This is a genomic window from Amycolatopsis sp. MEPSY49 (assembly GCF_051337345.1).
GTDB lineage: Bacteria > Actinomycetota > Actinomycetes > Mycobacteriales > Pseudonocardiaceae > Amycolatopsis.
This window is the reverse complement of the sequence record NZ_JBDLYJ010000002.1, coordinates 842,330-862,391: the sequence shown is the minus strand read 5'-3', so window position 1 is coordinate 862,391 and position 20,062 is coordinate 842,330. Positions and strand designations below refer to the sequence as shown.

Genomic DNA, 20,062 nt, shown 5'->3' with positions numbered 1-20,062 from the left:
CCCCAAGGTGGCTCAGCCGGCCTCGAACAGCTCGATCTCGGAGATCGCGACGTCCGTGCCGTCGAGCGAGCGGTACAGCCCGGTCACGTGCAGCTCGACGCTCGTGGCGCCGGCGCTGTTCTCGATCGGGACTTCCTGGGCGTCCGGCGTGTCGGCCAGCGCCATGTCGTAGGTCTTGCCGGTGGAGAACACCAGGTGCAGCTTCTGCGGCCGGTGCTCGGCCGGGAAGTTCGCCGCGTCACCGGAGTAGACGATCGCCTTCCGCAGGTCCGCCGGGTGGTCGAAGGTGAACACCAGCACCGGTTCCCGGTCGACGGGGGCGGCCCAGAACGTGTTCTTGGCGTTGTCGGTGACCAGCGGCGCGGCGTGCCCGTCCGCCTGCGCGGTCGCGGTCACCTTGACCGGGTGGACCGGGTTCAGCTTGGCCTCGAAGATGCCGGTCACCTGGTTCCACAGCCCGGTCGCCGCGGTGTTGATCGCGCCGCGGAACGGCTGGTACAACGCGTAGACCAGCGCCGAGAGCACCAGCGCCACCGCGACGGCCCGGCGGATCACCTTGCCGACGGTCCGGCGCGCGGCCCCGGCCCGGCCGGTCCGGCGGCGGACGCCGTCCTTGCCCGGCCGCGCGCCCGCCTTGTGCTCCTTCGGTTTGCGGCCGAACAGCCGCCGCCACCAGGACGTCTTGACGATCTCGGACTCGGCCAGCGACGCCCCGCAGCGGCTGCAGAAGTTGCGGGTGGGCGCGTTGCCCTTGCCGCACCGGCCGCAGATCAGATCGCCGGGGGTGAGGACCTGTTCTTCGACGGTCCGCGCCACCGGCTGGCGGACCGGGGCGATCGGCTCGGCGGGCTGCACGACCTGCTGCTGCACCACCGGTTGCGCCCGGACCGCGACCGGGCCGTCGTCGTCCCACTTCAGGTACCGGCCGCATTCGCCGCAGAACTCGACGTCGGCGGGCCCCTGGTGCCCGCACTCCGCGTAGATGACCATCCGCTACCCCTCCACCACTTCCACCGCGACCCGCACGTGGGCGGGCACCGCCTCCACGACCGCCGCCGTCAGCCGCCGGCGGTCCACCCGAGCCGGATCGGGCACCCGCACCAGCACCCGCACCCACGCCGGTCCCGGGTCCGGCAGTGGCGCACCGGGCCGCGGCGCGGCGACGACGCCGCCGCTGTCGGTCACCTCGACCACCCCGCCGGTCAGCAGTCCCACGTGCTCGGCCAGGCCACGCCGGGTGCCGCGCCACCGGTGCAGCTCGACCGAGCGCGTCACCAGCTGCCGCAGCTGCTCCGTGCTCCAGCTCTCGTCGACGCGCAGCGCGACCCAGTGCGCCAGCCAGCCGACGAAGTCCTCGGGCGCCACGCCGGGGTCGAGGTAGCCGGCGAAGTTGTCCAATGTGGACAGGACTGGGGCGAGGACCTCGTCGAGCGCGCTGGTGAAGCCCCGCACGAACCGGTCCTCGGCGTACACCGCGGGCAGCTGCTCGCCGATCGGGTGCGCGCTCGGTAGCCCCGGGATCCCCGCCCTCACGCGCCCGCCTCCCGCACGCGCACCTGGTGCCCGAACGAGAACGCGAGCGCCTGGGGCGGCAGGTCGAGCCGGTCGACCTGGTCGCCGCGTTCGCGGGTGATCGGGTTCGCGGCGAACAGGCGCACGTCCTCCACCAGTTCGACGCCGGGAAGCCGTTGCAGCACCGCGAAGACCTCCCCCGACTGGACCGGGCGCCCGAACGGCCAGCCGTCGCCGTCCGGGCCGCCGCTGAGCGGGTTGAAGTAGTCGTAGAGGGCCTGGGTCGCCCGGGCGCCGAGGGTGCCAGCCGTCGTCCGGCGCCGGGCCCGCAGCCGCGCGACCACGGTGACGCCCTGGTAGAACGGCGGCTCCACGGACACGAGCGCGCCCACGCAGCGCCGTTCGTCGAGGTGGCGTTCGATCCGGGCGCGCATGCCGGCGTCCAGCATCAAGGTGGCGAAGACGAGCTCGCCGGTGTCGGGCACCGCCGGCACGACGAGGACGCGGATCGCGCCGGTCTCGCGGCCGTCGGCGCCGTGCGCCGGGATGCACCGCACCCGGGCCGCTTCCGGCGCGGCTTCCCGCGCGAGCTGCTCGTAGTCCTCGGCCGTGACCGCGCGGTCGCGGGTGCGCAGCAGCAGCGGCCCGCGGACCTGCGCGTCCCGCACCGACTCGCCGTCCACGCCGCCGATCGCGGGACGGCGGTTCACGACGCTGCTCACGAACGGGATCGGGTCCCGTTGCACCTCGAGGACCTCGCGGGCGACGTTGCCGCGCCGCCCGCCGCCGGAGCGGTATTCGGGGACGCGGATCGCGGCGGACTTGGCCGGGAACGCGCCGTAGTAGCGCAGGCCGCCCTCGGGCTGGCGGACCGCGGGACCGAACACGACCTCGCCGCCGACGCGGTCGAGCACGACGTGCCGGTCGTCCGGCCCGGAGCCGGCGAACGAGCGGACCTCGGTCCACTGCTGCCAGCCGTCCGGGCCCGAGACCTCGACGACCAGCTCGCCGTCGCCGGCGACCACCGGGGCACGGCCGAGCGGGAACCGCTGGCCCGGCGTGCCGTCGGAGGTCCCGACGATCTCGTTGCGGACGACCTCGGCGTGCACCGCGCCGGCCGTGCCGCCGATGGTCGAGGCTTCGACCGCGTGCAACCGCGGCGAGCGCTGGTAGAACGGCTGGTTCTCCTTGGCCTCGACCAGCCGGCACCGCAGCCAGCCCGCGCGGCGGCGAGCGAGCACCGACATCGTGTGCCCGGGCGGGACGTGCACGACGACGTCCCCGGCGCGGTTGAACGCGCCGGTGCTGTCCCGGTCGACCTCGCAGGCCACCCAGCCGGTCCCGTCCCAGGCCTCCCACCGCCACGGCGGGTCGCGCGGGTCGACACCTTGGCCCTCGACCTCGCAGTTCATGCGCAGCAGCACCGCGCAGCCGGGCACGGCGTCCGACAGGCCGAAGCAGACCGCGTCGCCGGGGGCGGGGGTCTCGGCGAAGGCCGCGGGGCCGCCGCCGACGAGCAGCTCGTCGGTGCGGTCGACCGGCGGCAGACCGGTGTCGGACGTGCTGGTCGCCAGGTGCGCGAGCGAGCACGGCACGATCGTGAGCGTCCGCTCGACGGTGAACACCACGGGGTCCTCGACCTCGGTGCGCACACTCGCGACCTGCTTGCCGGCCGCGACGACCACCGGGACGTCCCGGGCGGCCGAGAGCCAGAACGTCACGTCGGCGCGCGCCGCGGCCGGCGGGAACAGCCGGACCCCGATCAGGTCGAGGAACCGCAGGTAGTGCCGGTCGGGCACCCGGTTGAGCCGGTAGAGCAGCTGGTCGACCATCTGCGCGAACGTCTCGATCAGCGTGACGCCGGGGTCGGAGACGTTGTGGTCGGTCCACTCCGGACAGTTGCGCTGGACCAGGTACTTGGCTTCGTCGACCAGGTCCTGGAACCGGCGGTCGTCGAGGTTGGGCAGCGGCAGGGACATCACGCACCGTCCACTTGGGAATCGGGCGCCGTGGGCTCGTGCGGCGGGATGACGTAGAAGGGGAAGACGAGGTTGCGCGGGTCGTTCGTGCCGCGCAGGTGGTAGCGGATGTCGATCAGCAGGGTGCCCCGGTCGGCCTGGTCGAAGCGGACGACGACGTCGTCGAGGGCGATCCGCGGCTCCCAGCGTTCCAGCGCGACTCGCACCTCGTAGGCGATCTGCCCGGCGGTCGCCGCGTCGGCGGGCGCGAACACGAGGTCGTGCACCGCGCAGCCGAACTCCGGGCGCATCGGGCGTTCCCCCGGGGAGGTCGCCAGGATCAGCCGGATGCTCTCGACGACCTCGCGCTCGCCCCCGACCAGCGCGATCGAGCCGGTCGCGTCGGTGTGCAGCGGGAACGCCAGTCCGCGGCCGAGGAAATCCACGTCAGCCTCCGATCAGGACGGTCGGGCAGCCCATGACGATCGGCGCGCCGCAGGCGGCCAGGTCGCCCAGCCGGGCCGCCGGCAGGCCGCCGATGAGCACCGTCGGGCAGCCCGGCGGCGCGATCGGCGTCGGCGGGTGCACCGCGGGCGGGGGGAACGAGCACGTGTGCAGCGTGCCGACGTTCGCCGCCGGCATGCCGCCGATCAGCACGGTCGGCACCCCCGGCCCGGCGATGACGCCCGGGTGCCCGGTCGGGTCACCGACCCTCGCGGCTGGTGGCATGTCGCTCCCCCGTCAGTTGATCTTGACCACGCTGCCGCGCACGGTGACGACACCGCCGGCGGTCAGCTCCGTCTGGCCCTGGCCGGCGACCGAAACGGTGGCGCCCTCGACCTTCACGCCCGCCGTGCCGTTCAGCTTCAGCTGCGTTCCCGCCTCGACGCTGGCGTCGGTCCGGGACTTCACGATCACCTTCTGGCCCTTGAGCTCCAGCGGCCCGGTGCCGGCGTCGATGCTCACGCCGTTCCGGGCCTTGACCGTGACGCTCTTGCCGCTGGTCACTTCGATGACCTGGTTCTTCTGGTCGATCTTGACCACGAACTTCGCGTCCCCGGAGGACAGGGTGATCCCGTCCGCTTCGGCGAACTCCAGCTTGTGCCCCTTCCGCGAGACGAACCCGCGGACGGCGACCTCGCCGCTGGTGCCGTCGACGACCTCCTTGGTGAACTTCGGCGCGGTGTCCTTGCCGTTGTGCAGCCCGCCCAGCACGTAGGGCGCCTCGAAGTCGCCGTGTTCGAAGCCGACCAGGACCTCGTCGCCGACTTCGGGCAGCACCACCGCGCCGCGGTCCTTGCCGGCGCCGGGCTGGACCGTGCGCGCCCAGGTGCTGGTGAAGTCCTTGTCCAGCCAGGGGAAGGTGAGCTTGACCCGGCCGAGCTTCGCCGGGTCCTTGAGGTCGCTGACCAGCGCGGGGACCAGCCCCGGCCACGACGAGCCGGGCGACCCGCCCGCGACCAGGCCGTAGAGCGAGCGTTCCTGGCGCCCGGACACGGTGAACTCGGTGGTGTAGCCGACCTCGGCGTTGAACAGGTGCCGCGTGCTGGTCAGCGTGTACTTCCCCGAGAACGGCCGGCCGACGCCGGTGAGTGTGACCGCAGTGCCCGCGCGCAGCTTCGGGTTGCCTTTGGCGACGCCGTCGAGTTCGGTGCAGGCGCCGCCGAACCGGTCGGCCAGCGCCTTCGCGGTCGCCTCCGCCTCGGCCTGGACTCGCCGCGGCGAAGCGGCGTCGAGGAACGGCGGGCTCGCGAACTTCCCCGCCAGCGCCACCGGATCCACCCCCGGCACGTCCGTGCCCGCGTTCTTCGGGACCGCGGTGGCGGAGATCCCCTGCTTGGTCTCGTAGTCCCAGCCGGTGACCCGGACCTCCGGGACCTGCTCGGCCGCGGTGACGCTGGCGCGCAGGCTCACCAGCGTCCCGTGCGCCTCGAGAACCAGCGGGTCGGCCGTCGCCTTGGTGGTCGTCGAGGGCGCGCCGGCGGGCTTCTCGGGGAGTTCGAAGTTGAGTTTCCCTTCGCGGACGGCGATCTGCGCGCCCACCGCGTCGGCCAGCCGCGACAGGAACTCCCAGTCGCTGACGTTGTCCTGCCCGAGCTGGGTGTGCGGGCGGCCGCCGAAGCCGGTGACGTTGTCGATCTTGCCGACCGGGAGCTTCGCGCGCTGGGCGACCTTGCGCACGACGTCCGCGATCGTCATGTTCGGGTACGCCGTGACGCGGCGGCCGCGGAACAGCCGGTGCGCGTGGTCGTACCCGCGCACCTCGGTGAACGTGCCGTGGCTGTCCAGGTCGATCGCGACCGCGGTGACCTCGCCCGAGAGCAGGTCCTGCGGGGCTTCGGGGTCGGACGTCTGGACCTTCAGCTCGACCTTCGCCCCGACCTTGAACTTCCCCTTGTCCAGCACGACGGACCCGGGGTCGCGGAAGCGCAGCACGAACGTGTCCGGCAGGTTCCGGCTGTCGTCGACGTAGGCGTAGCTGAGCATCACCTTGACGTCGTCGGGCAGCGCGGTCCCCTCGACCTCGATCATGAGGGTGTTCGTGAAGGTCTCGTTAGCCATCGAGCTCCTCCAGCGCGGGCACCAGCAGCGGGGTGCCGGGCCGCAGCCGCATCGGGTCGTCGATGTCGTTGGCGTCGGCGATCTCGCGCCACTTCCCGGCGTCACCGTAGGCGCGGAACGCCACCGACGGCAGCGAATCCCCGGCGACGAGCACATGCGTGTCCCGGGCCGCGAGCGCGCCGGACGTCGGGTTCTGGCCGCCCAGCTCGCCCGAGATCTCCTCCAGGTTGACCGTGCAGACCGCGCGCACCGGCGTCCCCGACGGCGTGAACAGCGTGTACTTCGCGGTGACGGAGGAGACGTAGGCGGGGAAGCCGGTCATGCCACCCCACTTGAAGATCACCCACGGCGGCGACGGTTTGCGGTGCTGGCGGCTGTCCTCGGTGGCCACGCAGCAGGTGAACAGCTGCTCGACCTTCTTGACGACGGCGTCGTCCATCTTGTCGGTGGCGTCGAGGAACATCTCCAGCGCGAGCTTGGCCGGATCGGAGCCCTTGAACTGCGGCGGCGCGCTCTTCTTGGCGTTGGGCTGGGCGTCGCGGCCCCATTTGGCGTTCTTGCTGAGCGACAGTTCTTTGGGGTTGAACTGGAACTTGATGTCGAACAGCTTGTCGCCGGGCGGCTGCCCGGTCCCCCCGGACTGCGGCGGCTTGCGGACCTCCAGCAGCGCGCGCTGCAGGTTGTTGGGCGCGCCGGAAGTGTAGGCCGCCGTGGACTGGGAGCCGGCCGAGGTGAACGTGACGGGCGAGGACATCGGCGTCAGCCCTTCTTCGCCGGGCTGAGGAAGCCGTGGTGGGCCAGTTCGAGGGTTTCGGTGGCGACCTTGGGCGAGTCGGGCGAGAGCTGCGGCCCGCTCCACCGCACCGGGACGACGCCTTCCAGCGCCCAGCTGGCGATCACCTTGCCTTCGAGGGTGCGGGCCTCGATGGTGGCGGTCTTGCGCTCGATCCCGCTCGCGAGGCTGGCGAACCACTTGGTGATCTGCCCGCTGGCCTCGGTGACCGGTCGCGAGAGCTTGATGTTCGAGTACTTGATCCGGGTCGGCAGCTGCCAGACCATCCCGTTGTTGCCGCCCTCTTCCCGCTGTTCCATCACGAATTCGCAGCCCAGGCCGTCGCAGCTGGAGAACGCGCCGAGGTTGCCGAGGTTCTTGTCGTCCAGCTTGACGACGTAGCAAACGGCGACGGCCTCTTCGGTGTCCGGCATCGGCATCTCCTTCAGTGCGGGCGATCGGTGAGCGCGCCCCGGCGCTCACGGTCGAGGCGGAGTTCGGTCTTGAGGCGCCGCAGGAGCGGGTCGAAGAGTTTCTTCACGAGTTCTTCGGTTTCCGGCGGTGGGGAGGCTGGGGTGGGCGCGGGTTCCGGTGCCGGCTCTGGGGCGCGTTGGACGGCCGGTGTGTCTTGGCGGCTCGTTGCCGGCTGGGTGGGTTCTTCGTGGGTTCCCGCGTCGATGACCGGCGGTTCGCTGTGGGTGATCGGCGCCGGCGGTGTTTCGCTCGCGCGGGCCACGGAGAGGGGCTCGCTGTTGATCCGGTGAATCGGACCTGTCGCGGTCGGTGGGGTGGGCAGCGGTGGGATCGTCAGTGCCGGAGCGTCGAGGGTTCGCGCGATCACAAGGGGTTGCTCGGTCCTCGGTGTTACCGGGAGGGCGGGGGTCTCGTCGGTCCGGCTGGCCGGGAGCACCGCGGTGCCGTTCGTCGGGTTGGCCAGGAGCGGGAGGCCTTGTGCCGCGCTGGTGGTCGGGAGCGCCGCGGTCCCGCTTGGGGGGTCGGCCAGTAGTGGAACGTTTTGGACCGCTCGGTTTACTGGGAGAGCCGCAGTCGCGCTCGTCCGGCCGGCCAGGAGCGGGAGGTCTTGGACCGCACTGGTGATGGGGAGCGCCGTGGTGCCGCTCGTCGGGTCGGCCAGGTGTGGGAGATCTGGGACAGCTCGGCTTACCGGAAGCGCTGTGGTCTCGCTCGTCCGTAGCACTCGGCTGACCGGCAATGCTGCGGCTTCGCTCGTCCGGCCGGCCGGGAGCGGGGAGTCTTGCACCGCTCGGCTGACCGGCAGTGCGGTGGCTTCGCTCGTCGGGCCGGCCGGAAGCGGGGAATCTTGGACCGCTCGGCCAACCGGGAGGGCCGCAGTTCCGCTCGTCGGGCCGGCCGCGAGCGGGGAGTTCTGTACCGCGAGCGCCGCGGGTTCGCTCCCGTGGACGACCGGGAGCGGCGGCTCGTGGGCCAGTGGTTTCACCGTCTCGATCGCCCGGGCCACCGGCAGCGAGAGTTCCGGCGCCGGCTGGCTGGCCGGGCTTTCGCTCGTCCGGGTGACTGGAACCGACGGCTCCTGCACTGCTCGGCTGACCGGGAGCGCGGGGGTTTCGGTGATTCGCGCAACCGGTGGCGGCGGTTGCTGCATTGCCGACTTCGCCGGCGGAACCGCGGTCGTCGGCGCGAGCGGGGACTCGGGCATCACCCGTGCCACCGGGAGGAGCGCTGTCTCACTTGCCTTGACCGGACGGGCCGCATCCACCACCGGAAGTGCCGGGATCTCGATCGCCTTCGCCGGCAGAGGCGCGTCGGGCAACGGACGCACTGTCGGCACAACAGCGGTCTCGGCCACCTGGGGCGGGAGGGCTGAATCCACCACCTGCCGAGCTACCGGAAGAGCCGCACTCGCGGCCGGGAGGGGTGTCTCCGGTGCCGTTTGCACCGTCGGGGTTGCTGGGATCGGCACCTCCTGCACCGCTCGCATCACCGAAGGGGCCGGAGGTTCGCTCGCGCGCGTCACCGCGAGGGGCGTCTCCGGCATTGCTCGGCTGACCGGGAGCGCCGCCGTGTCGGTCGCCCGGGTCCCCGGGAGCCCCGGCAGAACCGGCGGCTCAACGGCTCGCGCCACCGGCAGAGGCGATTCCGGTGGCGGGGAAACACTCGTCGAGCCGCCCGGCGGCCCGGGCGGCTCCGCGGTCCCGGATCGGATCTCCGGGGTCTCAAGCGGACGGAAGGTGTTGACCGGCGGCGGCAAGTCCGGCGCCCGCGAGATCGTCACCTCCGGCGGCGAGTCGTCGGCCCGGTGCACCGCAGCATCTTCCGCCCGCGCCACCGGCAGCTCGGTGCCGCTCGACACGATCGGCGCACCGAGGCCGAGCCGCCGCGGTGTCGCCTGCTCGACCCGCGCAACGACGACCGGCAACGCCGGCGCCACCGGTTCGGGCACGGCGACCTCCGGAGCGTCCACAGGGGACTGTTCCGCGATCGCCTGGACCGTCCGCACCGGCGGGACGACCGTCTGGGCCGACGTCAGCGGCCGCACGGCCTCGCGCGCCGCGACCGCCGGCAACACCAGCGACTGCACCGGCTCCCGCGGCGGGGATTCGGGGGCGGGCGAAGCCGTCTCCGGGGAAACTTCGCGCTGCACCGACGCGCCCCACAGCCGGGACAGCCCGGTCCGCTTGCGGGTTGCCTGCCGCACCACCGGCATCGCGGGCGTCGGTGTCTCGAGCGTCCGCGGCCGGGCGAGGTCGGCGATGACGCCGGCGGGCTCGTCGGCGCCGACCCGGTGTCCGAGCGGCTCGAGGTAGGCCGGGCTCTGCCAGGACGTCAACGACCCGCTGAACCGCTGGACCGGGTTGACCAGCGGGTGCTCGGCGAGGACGCGCTGGATCGGCGGCACCGCACGCCATTCCGCGCGGGTCACCGGCGCCGAAGCAGGACTCGTCTCCTTCCTGTTCCACCACATTCCAGCGTCACCGTCCCTGGCTCATCCGGGTGTTGATCCGGGCGATCTCGGCGACGTAGGTCAACCGGTCGGGGTGTTCGAGGTCGAGGATGTCGTCGAGCGACCAGTGCAGGTGGTAGGCGACGTACGCGACTTCCTCGTGCAGCCGGCCGGCCGCGTACGTCACGATTCCCCCAGGCGGCCACCGGCGACGTCGACGACGAAGCTGTGGCCGCACTCGGGACACGCGACGCCCGCCCTGGTGTGGCCCTCGCTGTTGATCCGGCGGTACATGTCCTGCAGGAACGCCAGGTCCGAGGCGAACAGGTTCTCGATGACCCCGGCGTGCACGTCGGTGATGTCGCCGATCCGGGTGACGACCCGGGCCAGCAGCACCACCGTCAGGAACGCCGAGTTCTCGCGCACCCGGTCGTCGCGCAGCGGGACCAGCTCGTCCCGCGCGGTGGCCAGCCGCATCACACCGGAGTGGTGGACCTTGCCCTCGTCGTCGACGTACCCGCGCGGGAGCTCGAACGCGAACTCCGTCCGCAGCTTCGGCCGTTCGGTCCGAGGCTCCCCCACCGGGGCTTCCTCGGCCGAGGCCGGCGCCGACGCCATCACCCTGCGCATGGGCTCACTCGACTTCCATCTGCTCGTAGGTGACGACGAGCTTCTCGGTGAGCACGCTCGTGTCGCCGGCCTTCAGCGAGCCGATCTCCAGGCTCTTCGGCCAGGCGTTGGTGAGCTTGTAGCGCTTGAGCGCCTTGCCCTCGTAGTCGTAGACGATGATGGCGCCGCCCTTGCGCGCCGTCGCCATCTTGCCGAAGTGGGCGTCCTTGACCCACTTCTCGAAGCTGTTGTCGTCGGTCAGGCCGCGGGTGAGCGTGACCTCGCCGGCCTTGGGGCGGCCGGGCAGCTTCTTGATGACGTACTTGCCGTCGACGGTGTTCTGCTTGAGCTCGATGACGTCCTGCTCCATCTTGAGGCCGGAGACCTCGGAGATCTGCTTGATCTGGACGCCGTCGATCTCGAGCCCGAACGAATGGCCGACGGCCTTGTCAAGGTCGGGAAGTGGCATGGTGGAGTCCTCTCGCTACTCGTTGACCAGGCTGGTGCCGCCGGACATCTGGGCCAGCCGGAAGATCACGAACTCCGCCGGTTTCACCGGGGCGATGCCGACCTCGCAGATCACCTGGCCGAGGTCGATCCCCTCGGCCGGGTTGGTCTCGCGGTCGCACTTGACGAAGAAGGCCTCGTCGGGGGTGAGCCCGAACAGCGCGCCCTTGCGCCATTCCATGACCAGGAACGCGCTGATCGTGCGCCGGATCCGCGCCCACAGCGCGTCGTCGTTCGGCTCGAACACGACCCACTGGGTGCCGCCGAGGATGGACTCCTCGAGGTAGTTGAACAGCCGCCGGACGTTGAGGTAGCGCCACGCCGGGTCGCTCGACAGCGTCCGCGCGCCCCAGACCCGGATGCCCTTGCCCGAGAACGAGCGCACGCAGTTGACGCCGATCGGGTTGAGCAGCTCCTGCTCGGCCTTGGTCAGGTGCGACTCGAGGGCGAGCGCGCCGCGGACGACCTCGTTGGCCGGTGCCTTGTGGACACCGCGGGTGGCGTCGGTGCGGGCCCACACGCCGGCCATGTGACCGCTCGGCGGGATGTACGTATTGGTTCCGGTGGCGGGGTCGAGCACCTGGACCCAGGGGTAGTACAGCGCGGCGTACTTCGAGTCGTAACCGGCCGTGTCCATCCGCCAGCCGCGGATCTCCTGCGGGTTGAGCGACGGCGGCGGGTCGATGATCGCCATCCGGTCGCCCATCAGCTCGCAGTGGGCGATCATCGCCAGCTGCACGGCCTTGACGGTGTCGAGGTCCAGCAGCTCGCGCTGGTAGGCGGCCATCAGGTCCGGCGCCGCGACCATGGTGATCTCGTCGATCGCTTCGAGGCCGCCGAAGCCGGTGCGGTCGGCGACGTCGCCGACGTAGTCGCCGGCCGCGACCCGGCGCGGCACCGGCGGCTCCTGCGGTTCCTTGGGCGGCGCGGTGAGCGTCGCGGTGCCCTTCTCGGGCTTGGCCACGGCGCCGCCGGTCGCCGCCTCTTCCACGGTGATGAAGCTGGACTTCTCCCGCACCGCCGTGACGACGTTCTCCTTGGTGCGCTTGGTCGTCACGTTGTGGGTTTCGACGACCTTGCCGTCCTGCTTGACGAGCACGGTGAACCGGTCCTCGGCCGGGTTGTCGCCGGCCGGGTCGGCCACCTCGACGGTGATCTCGCCGGCTTGCTTGCCCTCGGGCAGCTCCTTGGCGACGAAGCGGTAGCCGCCGAGCACGGCCTGGCGCGCGGTGAGCTGCTTCGGCGCGGAGCCGTTGTCCTGCGCGCGCGAGCCGCCGACGCGGACGATGTAGCAGTTCGTGCCGCCGTTGAGGAAGTAGCCGTAGACGGACTGGGCCAGGTAGCAGCCTTCGACGAAGTCGCCGAAGGTCTGGGTGAACTGGCCCCAGTTGGAGACCAGCGTCGGGGTGTTGAAGGGACCGTCCGCCGCGAAGCCGACGAAGGCGGCGACGGCGGTGCCCACGCCCTCGATCGGCCGTGCGCCCGCCTCGATCTCCTCGACGTACACCCCCGGCGTGAGATAGGTGGGCATGCGGGCCTCCCTTGTCGACGCACAAGTCTTGACCTCAGCGATCGTGCTGCCCGCGCGCCCGCCGCGGTACGACCGCTCGGATAGGCCCGCGGGAACCGATCTCTGCCCTTAAAGGCAGCTGCCCGTTCGGGCAGCCCGGGCCGCCCGTCCGGCCGTTGGCAACGCGCCGCCGCGGGCCGAGAGTGGATCCATGCCAACGCGGCGGGACAAGGCGCCACGGGAACCGTCCGCGCAGCCCGCGCGGGCGGCCGGACCCGCGCGCCGGGCGACGCCGCCCGCGTTGCTGCGGCTGCAGGCTTCCGCGGGCAATGCCGCGGTGTCGGGGCTGGTCGCGTTGCAGCGGCAAGGCTGTCCCGCTCCCCCGGTCGCGCCCGCCGGTGTCACGCCAGCGGCCGACCCGAAGTTCCGGTCGCTGACGAAGGACGTCGGCGCCCAGGCGAAGGCGGCGAAAGCGCACCCGCCCGCCGGTGCGGAGGTCAAGCAGGCGCAGGACGCCGCCGTCGCGCCCGCCGACGACAAGGACGCGCAGGCCAAGGCCGCCCAGGCGGACAAGATGGCGGCGGCGAAACCGGCGGGGTTCGACAAGGCGGCGTTCATCGCCGCGGTGAACGCCGCCATCGCCAAACAGGCGCCGAAGAACCTCGACGAGGCCGACAAGTTCGCCTCCTCCGGCAAGGCCGACCAAGTGAAGACCGAGGTGCTGGGCAAGGTCACCAGCGGCAAGGACGCCTCGGCCAAGGACGTCACCGACCGGACGAAGGAGGCACCCGACCCCGGCCTCGCGGTCGAAAAGCCGGTCACCCCGCTGCCGCCGGCCCCGGCCTCGCCCGCGCTGGCGCCGCCGGACCCGCGCAAGGCCACCCCGGACAAGGCGCCTCCCGAGCAGACCGACCTGCGCGCCGGCCAGTGCGAGACGCACGGGGCGATGGCCGCGGCGGGCGTCACCGACGAGCAGCTGGCCCAGTCCAACGAGCCGGAGTTCACCGGTGCCCTGGCGGCGAAGCAGGAGGGTGAGCAGCACACGGCGTCGGCGCCCGCGGCGGTCCGCTCATCGGAGGCCGGGCAGCTGGCGGCGGTCACCGGCGCGGCGCAGGCGTCCGGTCAGGCCGCGATGGCGGGCATGACGGGGGCGCGTTCGTCGTCGGCCCAGCGCGGGCAGGCGGCCAAGTCGGCCACGAAGACGAAGGACGAGCAGGACCGGGCGCGGATCACCGCCGAGATCAAGGGGATCTTCGACGAGACGAAGACGAAGGTCGAGGGCGTGCTGGGCGCGCTCGACGACCAGGTGGCCAAGAAGTTCGAGGCGGGCGAGGCGCAGGCCAAGGCCGCGTTCACCGCCGACCACCAGGCCCGCATGAAGCGCTACAAGGCCGAGCGCTACGACGGCATCAGCGGCGCGGCGCGCTGGGCGTACGACCTGTTCGCCGACCTGCCCGCCGAAGCGAACAACCTCTTCCTCGAGGCCAAGAAGGTCTACGAGGTCAAGATGCAAGGGGTCATCGGCGAGATCGCGGACTTCGTCGGCCAGAAGCTGGGCGAGGCGAAGCAGCTGATCGCCGACGGCCGCGCTCGCGTCAAGCAGAAGGTGGACTCGCAGCCGGCGGCGCTGCGCAAGATCGCGGGCGAGGCGGCGAAGGAGTTCGGCGGGCAGTTCGACGACCTGGAGAAGTCGGTCGACGAGAAGCAGCAGTCCCTGGTCGAGGACCTGGCGCAGAAGTACACCGAGGCCCGCACCGCGGTCGACGAGGAGATCAAGGCGCTGCAGGCGGAGAACAAGGGACTGTGGAGCAAGGCGAAGGAGGCGGTCGGCGGCGCGATCGAGACGATCCTTTCGCTGAAGAACATGCTGCTCGGAGTGCTGTCCCGGGCCGCGAACGCGGTCGAGCTGATCATCCGGAAGCCGATCGAGTTCCTCGGCAACCTGGTCAACGCGGTCAAGACCGGGGTGCTGAACTTCGGGGCCAACATCGTCCAGCACTTGAAGGACGGCCTGAAGGGGTGGCTGCTGGGCAACCTGGCGAGCGCGGGCATCGAGATCCCGGAAGCGCTGGACGCGAAGGGCATCTTGAAGATGGTCCTGTCGATCCTGGGCCTGACGTGGGCGAGCGTCCGCGCGCGGATCCTGCGGTTCATCCCGGAGCCGGTGCTGGCCAAGCTGGAGCAGACCCTCGAGGTGGTCAAGATCCTGATCACCGAAGGCGTGCCGGGGCTGTGGCGGTGGGTCGTTTCCAAGCTCGGCGATCTCAAGGAGCTGGTGCTCGGCCAGATCAAGGAATTCGTGATCGAGAAGATCGTCAAGGCGGGGATCACGTGGATCATTTCCCTGCTCAACCCGGCGGCGGCGTTCATCAAGGCCTGCAAGGCGATCTACGACATCGTGATGTTCTTCGTGGAGAAGGCTTCGCAGATCAAGGAGTTCGTGGACTCGGTTCTGGACTCGGTGGAGTCGATCGCCCGGGGCGGCGCGGGCGCGGTGGCCGGGTTGATCGAGCGGACGTTGGCCAAGGCGTTGCCGATGGTCTTGGGGTTCCTGGCGAGTTTGCTCGGGTTGGGCGGGATTTCGGAGAAGATCAAGTCGGTTTTGGAGAAGGTCCAGGCCCCGGTGGGCAAGGTGATCGACTCCGTCGTGGGGACGGTCGTCAAGGCGGGGAAGAAGGTCTGGTCGAAGCTCAAGGGCAAGAAGGACAAAGACGAACCGGACGGGCGAACGAACGATGAGAAGAAGGCCGCTGTCACCGCAGCCAGGACAGCGGCGGAGAGGTTGTTCACCGCGCCCGGGGCAACGGCGGAGACAGTCCGACGCCAACTACCGACGATCAAAACCACCCACAAGGTCAACGTGCTTGAACTTGTGCCAGACGGGGAGACCAAGTACCGCGTCCACGCGAAGGTCAACCCCGAAGAAACGGGAGACCCCAAGGAACTCGGGGACGAAAACGACAGCCTGGAAGTCGAGTACAGCGGCCCTAGTCGCCAGCTGACGCCCGGGCCGCCCAGCAGAATTGGTCCAGAGCGCCAGCTCTCGGCTGGACAGTCGACGACGATAGGCCCAGAGCGTCAGCTGCAGCCGGGTCCTGCGCTCATCGGGCCGGAGCGACAGTTGCCGGCACCACGCGCACCGATCGAAATGGACTATGCGGCGATGCTCAACCTCCCGCCGGAACAGCGGTGGCGTGCGGGCGAACGCCGCGGAGCCGCAGAATGGGGCGGACACAAGCCTTCCAGTGGGATCCCCGTGCCGGCATCACCTGGAGGACCTTTTCCGATCCCGAAGGATACGATCAGATACCCTGATGTCGAAGCGCAAGGAGGTGGCAACAAGCGCCTTCTCATAGAGATCAAGACATACGGCACGTGGACCACGATCAACGGCACTCGCCGGCCGGTGTATGTCGAGCTCGACGATCGACTCCAAGAGGAGATAAACAAGGACGTGCACATCCGCGAAGCCACCCCCGGCGTCCAGATCATCTGGGTCTTTTACGGAGCGCCACCCAGCGAGAAGCTCGCCGCCGAACTCCACCGAGCAGGCATCGTGTTGAACTGGCACAATTACCCTGAGGCGAAAGCGAAGACCAAGGCGAAGAAGAAGTGACGCGATCCATGAACGACGAGCCGCGCGACGACGAAGGTGTCACCCTGTCAGAGTGGGCCGAGGGTGCCCGAAACCTGCTGACGAACGTGGCGTCGTCAGTCGGACTCCCGGACCCGGCGGCCACTCCCGAGCAACCTCAAGTCCTCGTCCCGTATCTCGACGGCCTCCTGGCATCGGTTTCCATCGACGCCATGTCCGAAGACCAGTTCTGGAACCTCAACGCGCAGCTCATCGCTGTTTCCGCGCAAATCCTCGTGGTCACCAAGGGTGCACATTGGGTTCTCGACGAAGATTCAGGATCTCCATTTCACGGAAAATTCGTTCTCAGTATGCCTGATGAGATAAAGACGGCACGATACTTTGACCCGGCCGCGGGCGTTCATGAGGTACTTATGCAAACCAACCCGACCGTCGAAAAGATCGTCGCAATAGGCATGACAGCACTTTGCCTCGACTGATACTTCTCGGGGTGCGCTTACAAGAAGGCCTATATTCAATATCGAAAGCGACCACATCAGTCGACGACGAGACGCAGGAGTTGTGGAATTCGTTTCCGCAGATTTCATGGGCCATACTGGGTCGTTGCTAACCGGTGAATCAGGAGGTCTCCTCCTCCGAGGCTTCCTCTTCCCGCTGCACGAATGTCTGCGCCATCTTCTCCTCTTCGCCTTCTTCGGCCTCGGGAGCTTCCTCGCGCTGCACAGCCGCCGCCTCGTCCGAAGCGCCGTGCCCGCCGTCCTCGCACCGCTGCACCGCAGGCCCGACGGGCGCGGACATCAACCGATCGGCGTTCGCCACCGCCTCGCGCTCGAACCGGTCCGAAGGATCCGAAACCTTGACCCCGCCCCCGGCATCCGTCCCGTCCACGGGCCCACTCCGTTGCTGAACCACATGAATCAGCTCATGCGCCAGCATGTGCTGGCCGCCCGCGGAAGACGGGTCGTACTTGTCCCGCTGGAAGACGATGTTCGACCCCACCGTGTAAGCCTGCGCATTGACCGACTTGGCCGACTCGTGCGCCGCCCCGTCGGTATGGACCCGGACGTCGGAGAAGTCCGCACCAAAACGGGACTCCAGGTCCGCGCGCGTCGAGGTGTCCAAAGGCGAACCACCACCGGATGACACGACGTGGTGGACCGGCGAGCGCTCCTCCTCCACCAGCGACGCAGTTCCGGCGTTGCCCACCGCGCGCTGCAAGTCCAGCATCCCCGCCGGGCCCAGGACGTCCGTCCGGCCCGCCGCCGCCGCGCGGCCGAGGATGTCGGGCTCCCGGGACACCCGGTCGCCTTGGGGACGCAGAGTCGGTTCGACGTCGTTTTCGTGACTGTGCCCGCGCATGGTCGCTCCCTCCGCCGCCCGTTCAGCTTGCCGCGACGACGACCGCCGCACCAGATTGGCGGGCGCGGCCGCATGGGCAGGGAAACCTGCCCGAACGGGCAGCTCAGCCGTCGGTCACCAGCGCCAGGTACGGCCCGAACTCCCGGTCCAGGCACAGCCTGCCCAGTTTGCGGTACTCCCGCGCCACCGCGCCGACCAGGTCGCTCATCGCCACCGGACGGCCCGCTTCGGCCGCCAGGTACGCGCCCGTCACCGCCGCCGAACGGATATGGCCGCCCGCCAGCTCGAACGCCCCCGCCAGGAACCCCAGGTCCAGGTCCGACGCGCGCGGGAGCCGGGTGCCCAGGCAGCGGTCCCACAGCCGGTGCCGCAGCTCCACGTCCGGCAGCGGGAAGTCCACGATCACGTCGAGCCGCCGGGTGAACGCCTCGTCGAGGTTGGCCCGCAGGTTCGTCGCCAGCACCGCGATGCCGTCGAACGTCTCCATCCGCTGCAGCAGGTACGCGCTTTCGATGTTGGCGTACCGGTCGTGGGCGTCGCGGACCTCCGACCGCTTGCCGAAGATCGCGTCCGCCTCGTCGAACAGCAGCACCGCGTTGACCCCGGACGCCTCGGTGAAGATCCGCTCCAGGTTCTTCTCCGTCTCCCCGACGTACTTGTCCACCACCGTCGCCAGGTTCACCGTGTACAGATCCAGCCCGAGCGACGCGGCGACGACTTCCGCGGACATCGTCTTGCCGGTGCCCGAGTCACCCGCGAACAGCCCCGTCACGCCCCGGCCGCGGCCGCCGCCCGGGCGCATCCGCCACTCGTCGAGCACCTGGTCGCGGTAGCGCGCCCGCGCGGCCAGCTCGTCCAGCAGCGACAGCACCCCGGCCGGCAGCACCAGGTCGGACCAGCCGACCGCCGGTTCGATCCGCCGCGCGAGCCGCTGCAGGCCGGCGGCGTTCTGGCTGCGCGCGCCCGCGCGCAGGTGGGCCGTCCGGACCAGGCCGCCGTCGGCCAGCGCGGTCACCGACGCCGCCTTCGCCGCGCGCGCGATCTGCCCCGGCCCCAGCACGAAGTGCGCGGTGGCCTCCCCCGGGTCGACGTCGGGGGCGAGCCTGCCCGCCAGGCGGCTGCGCCACAGTTCCGCGCGCCGGGTGGCGGGCAGGGGTGACGCGTCGAGCTGCAACGGCGCGGTCGCGCTCCACCGCGGGTCCCACGCCGCGGTGCCGTGCACGACCAGCGGGACCGCCGGGTGGGCCAAGTCCTCCAGCCGCGGGTCCGCCACCGGGCCGAGCACGATCCCGGCGCCGCGCAGCAACGCTTCCCGCCGCAGCGACGAGGTCAGCTCGAGCTCGGCCTGCCAGCGCGCGGCGTCCACCACCAGCGCCGGGAACCCGGCCGCGGTCAGCGCGCCGACGCCGAGCTCTTCGGCGCCGCCTCCGGGGTGCTCCTTCAGGTAGACCAGCTCGACCCGGTCGCGGATCGCGCGGGCGAGCCGGTCGGAGCCCGGCACTTCGACGAGCTCGGTGCCCAGGTGCGCGCAGCCGGCGAGCTCGGGCGCGAGCCGGTCGTCGCCGAGCAGGTGGTTCACCACCCGGTCCGGGACGCGCAGCGTGCGCGAGAGGAACGGCCGGTCGTCGTCGCCCACTACGAGCAGGCCGCAGGTGAGCAGCGGGGAGTCCGCGTCGAGCCGGGCGCGGCCCGCGGCCGAGGCCTCGGCGATTCCGCACAGGCGCAGCGCCAGCCCGGCGGTCGCGCGGCGCCGGGTGACGTCGTCGTTGAGGTAGCCGTAGAACTGCTCGAACCGGCTGTCCAGATCGGGGGCCAGCGCGACCAGCAGCAGCTCGACGTCGACGCCGGTGAGTCCCGCCCGGTCGGCGAGCGGGCGCAGCCTGCCTTCGGGCACGGAGTCGGCGAACGGCGTGAACGGCTCGCGGTGGCTTTCCAGCAGCGCGTCGATCGCCTCGTGCGAAAGGTACAGGCCGCGGAAGGGGTCGTCGGGGTTCGGGTCGGCCGCGCGCCGGCTGTCGACCGCGTCGCGGATGCGCTGTTCGAGCCGGGCCACCCGCTCGAACAGGTATCCCTGGCTCACCGGGACTTCCGGTGGTCCCGCGCCATGGCGACGCGGCGCTGCCCCTCGACCGCGCCGGCGTCGGACACGTGGTGCCCGACGCGGTCGCCGCCGGTGTCGAGCTTGAGGCCTTCCTTCGCCGGCGGCCCGGCGGGGTAGACGCGTCCACTGTGGATCGGCGCGGAGACGACGACGTCCAGCGACGGCTTCAGCTCGCCCCCGAGCGCGGTCCAGACATCGGCGAAGGCGCGGTCCTCCGGCGGCGGCAGCGCGACGGTCATCGGCACCGGCAGCCCCATCTCGGCCAGCGAGCCCGACAGCACCTCGGCCGGCACGGCCTCGTGGCGCAGCAGGCCGAGCAACAGGTCCGACAGCACGCGGTGCTCGTCCTCCGGGCGCTGGGTCCACGCGGTGACCAGGTAGGACAGCTTGACGTGCTTGGGCGGCAGGTGCCGCGCGGCGATCTGGCCGCGCTGGTCGTACTCGCTGAGCAGCCCGCGCGAGCGGCGGCGCATGTCCTCGCGCACGTCGTAGAGGTAGATGTTGACGGTGGGCGCGTTGCGCCGGGCCGCCCAGTCCTTCGTGGGTGCCTCGAAGGCGATGTCGACCTCGCTGCCGCGCAGCGCCTCGTCCTTCACCAGCCGCCGCAGCGCCTCGTCGACCTCGTGGATCACCGGCGGACCTCCTCGGGCTGGC

General features: G+C 70.9%; 19 protein-coding genes. 3 read left to right on the top strand and 16 right to left on the bottom strand.

Features of this window, described 5'->3' with window-relative positions; translation table 11 throughout:
- Nucleotides 1–12: 12 nt before the first annotated feature.
- The 9 genes from ABFJ78_RS13165 to ABFJ78_RS13125 are packed head-to-tail and all read right to left on the bottom strand — an operon-like array spanning nt 13 to nt 7,645.
- Nucleotides 13–990, bottom strand: coding sequence for a zinc ribbon domain-containing protein (locus ABFJ78_RS13165; protein WP_436386242.1), 978 nt, complete (start codon nt 988–990; stop codon nt 13–15).
- A 3-nt stretch (nt 991–993) separates the two neighbouring features.
- Entirely contained in the window at nt 994–1,533 is a 540-nt protein-coding gene (locus ABFJ78_RS13160) for a phage tail protein (protein ID WP_436386241.1), read from the bottom strand.
- A complete protein-coding gene (locus tag ABFJ78_RS13155) occupies nt 1,530–3,491 on the bottom strand; it encodes a putative baseplate assembly protein (RefSeq protein ID WP_436386240.1) in 1,962 nt (653 codons plus the stop codon). The genes ABFJ78_RS13160 and ABFJ78_RS13155 overlap by 4 nt, the downstream gene beginning before the upstream one ends.
- Complete coding sequence (locus ABFJ78_RS13150) at nt 3,491–3,916, bottom strand: GPW/gp25 family protein (protein ID WP_436386239.1); 426 nt, start codon at nt 3,914–3,916, stop codon at nt 3,491–3,493. Before ABFJ78_RS13150 ends, ABFJ78_RS13155 begins: the two co-directional genes overlap by 1 nt.
- Nucleotide 3,917: 1 nt before the next feature.
- On the bottom strand, nt 3,918–4,199 hold the full coding sequence (locus ABFJ78_RS13145; protein ID WP_436386238.1) for a PAAR domain-containing protein: 282 nt from the start codon (nt 4,197–4,199) through the stop codon (nt 3,918–3,920).
- A 12-nt stretch (nt 4,200–4,211) separates the two neighbouring features.
- Nucleotides 4,212–6,032 (bottom strand): VgrG-related protein, encoded by a 1,821-nt coding sequence (locus tag ABFJ78_RS13140; protein ID WP_436386237.1) that lies wholly within the window; start codon nt 6,030–6,032, stop codon nt 4,212–4,214.
- Entirely contained in the window at nt 6,025–6,786 is a 762-nt protein-coding gene (locus tag ABFJ78_RS13135) for a CIS tube protein (protein WP_436386236.1), read from the bottom strand. Before ABFJ78_RS13135 ends, ABFJ78_RS13140 begins: the two co-directional genes overlap by 8 nt.
- Nucleotides 6,787–6,791: 5 nt before the next feature.
- Nucleotides 6,792–7,238: a phage tail protein gene (locus tag ABFJ78_RS13130; protein WP_364456881.1), complete on the bottom strand. Its 447-nt coding sequence runs from the start codon at nt 7,236–7,238 to the stop codon at nt 6,792–6,794.
- Between the two features lie 11 nt (nt 7,239–7,249).
- Nucleotides 7,250–7,645, bottom strand: coding sequence for a hypothetical protein (locus ABFJ78_RS13125; RefSeq protein WP_436386235.1), 396 nt, complete (start codon nt 7,643–7,645; stop codon nt 7,250–7,252).
- Between the two features lie 1,369 nt (nt 7,646–9,014).
- Here ABFJ78_RS13125 and ABFJ78_RS13120 point away from each other — a divergent pair.
- Nucleotides 9,015–9,590 carry a hypothetical protein gene (locus ABFJ78_RS13120; RefSeq protein WP_436386233.1) on the top strand — a complete coding sequence of 192 codons (576 nt, stop codon included), beginning with the start codon at nt 9,015–9,017 and terminating at the stop codon, nt 9,588–9,590.
- A 165-nt stretch (nt 9,591–9,755) separates the two neighbouring features.
- On the opposite strand, the gene ABFJ78_RS13115 is transcribed toward ABFJ78_RS13120, so the two are convergent.
- From ABFJ78_RS13115 to ABFJ78_RS13100, 4 genes are read right to left on the bottom strand one after another with little or no spacing between them, the layout of a single operon-like run.
- Nucleotides 9,756–9,914, bottom strand: coding sequence for a DUF6760 family protein (locus ABFJ78_RS13115; protein WP_086682608.1), 159 nt, complete (start codon nt 9,912–9,914; stop codon nt 9,756–9,758).
- On the bottom strand, nt 9,911–10,357 hold the full coding sequence (locus tag ABFJ78_RS13110; RefSeq protein WP_436386232.1) for a hypothetical protein: 447 nt from the start codon (nt 10,355–10,357) through the stop codon (nt 9,911–9,913). Before ABFJ78_RS13110 ends, ABFJ78_RS13115 begins: the two co-directional genes overlap by 4 nt.
- 4 nt (nt 10,358–10,361) lie before the next feature.
- Entirely contained in the window at nt 10,362–10,805 is a 444-nt protein-coding gene (locus tag ABFJ78_RS13105; RefSeq protein WP_436386231.1) for a phage tail protein, read from the bottom strand.
- Nucleotides 10,806–10,820: 15 nt separating this feature from the next.
- Complete coding sequence (locus ABFJ78_RS13100) at nt 10,821–12,374, bottom strand: phage tail sheath family protein (RefSeq protein ID WP_436386230.1); 1,554 nt, start codon at nt 12,372–12,374, stop codon at nt 10,821–10,823.
- Between the two features lie 190 nt (nt 12,375–12,564).
- Between ABFJ78_RS13100 and ABFJ78_RS13095 the strand changes: the two genes are divergently transcribed.
- Nucleotides 12,565–15,969 carry a phage tail protein gene (locus tag ABFJ78_RS13095; protein ID WP_436386229.1) on the top strand — a complete coding sequence of 1,135 codons (3,405 nt, stop codon included), beginning with the start codon at nt 12,565–12,567 and terminating at the stop codon, nt 15,967–15,969.
- A gap of 8 nt (nt 15,970–15,977) precedes the next feature.
- A complete protein-coding gene (locus ABFJ78_RS13090) occupies nt 15,978–16,427 on the top strand; it encodes a hypothetical protein (protein WP_436386228.1) in 450 nt (149 codons plus the stop codon).
- Between the two features lie 139 nt (nt 16,428–16,566).
- Here the strand turns inward: ABFJ78_RS13090 and ABFJ78_RS13085 are convergent, their stop codons facing one another.
- From ABFJ78_RS13085 to ABFJ78_RS13075, 3 genes are all read right to left on the bottom strand, one after another.
- Nucleotides 16,567–17,307: an eCIS core domain-containing protein gene (locus ABFJ78_RS13085; RefSeq protein WP_436386227.1), complete on the bottom strand. Its 741-nt coding sequence runs from the start codon at nt 17,305–17,307 to the stop codon at nt 16,567–16,569.
- A 103-nt stretch (nt 17,308–17,410) separates the two neighbouring features.
- On the bottom strand, nt 17,411–19,387 hold the full coding sequence (locus ABFJ78_RS13080) for an ATP-binding protein (protein WP_436386225.1): 1,977 nt from the start codon (nt 19,385–19,387) through the stop codon (nt 17,411–17,413).
- Nucleotides 19,384–20,040, bottom strand: a complete 657-nt coding sequence (locus ABFJ78_RS13075) for a DUF4255 domain-containing protein (protein ID WP_436386224.1) — start codon at nt 20,038–20,040, stop codon at nt 19,384–19,386. Before ABFJ78_RS13075 ends, ABFJ78_RS13080 begins: the two co-directional genes overlap by 4 nt.
- Nucleotides 20,041–20,062 lie beyond the last annotated feature (22 nt).

Bases quoted from the DNA above. Each gene is read 5' to 3' on its own strand.
- ABFJ78_RS13165 (WP_436386242.1), bottom strand. From the start codon at position 990: ATGGTCATCTACGCGGAGTGCGGGCACCAGGGGCCCGCCGACGTCGAG.
- ABFJ78_RS13135 (WP_436386236.1), bottom strand. From the start codon at position 6,786: ATGTCCTCGCCCGTCACGTTCACCTCGGCCGGCTCCCAGTCCACGGCG.
- ABFJ78_RS13105 (WP_436386231.1), bottom strand. From the start codon at position 10,805: ATGCCACTTCCCGACCTTGACAAGGCCGTCGGCCATTCGTTCGGGCTC.
- ABFJ78_RS13145 (WP_436386238.1), bottom strand. From the start codon at position 4,199: ATGCCACCAGCCGCGAGGGTCGGTGACCCGACCGGGCACCCGGGCGTC.
- ABFJ78_RS13155 (WP_436386240.1), bottom strand. From the start codon at position 3,491: ATGTCCCTGCCGCTGCCCAACCTCGACGACCGCCGGTTCCAGGACCTG.
- ABFJ78_RS13130 (WP_364456881.1), bottom strand. From the start codon at position 7,238: ATGCCGGACACCGAAGAGGCCGTCGCCGTTTGCTACGTCGTCAAGCTG.
- ABFJ78_RS13090 (WP_436386228.1), top strand. From the start codon at position 15,978: ATGAACGACGAGCCGCGCGACGACGAAGGTGTCACCCTGTCAGAGTGG.
- ABFJ78_RS13110 (WP_436386232.1), bottom strand. From the start codon at position 10,357: ATGCGCAGGGTGATGGCGTCGGCGCCGGCCTCGGCCGAGGAAGCCCCG.
- ABFJ78_RS13140 (WP_436386237.1), bottom strand. From the start codon at position 6,032: ATGGCTAACGAGACCTTCACGAACACCCTCATGATCGAGGTCGAGGGG.
- ABFJ78_RS13085 (WP_436386227.1), bottom strand. From the start codon at position 17,307: ATGCGCGGGCACAGTCACGAAAACGACGTCGAACCGACTCTGCGTCCC.
- ABFJ78_RS13095 (WP_436386229.1), top strand. From the start codon at position 12,565: ATGCCAACGCGGCGGGACAAGGCGCCACGGGAACCGTCCGCGCAGCCC.
- ABFJ78_RS13100 (WP_436386230.1), bottom strand. From the start codon at position 12,374: ATGCCCACCTATCTCACGCCGGGGGTGTACGTCGAGGAGATCGAGGCG.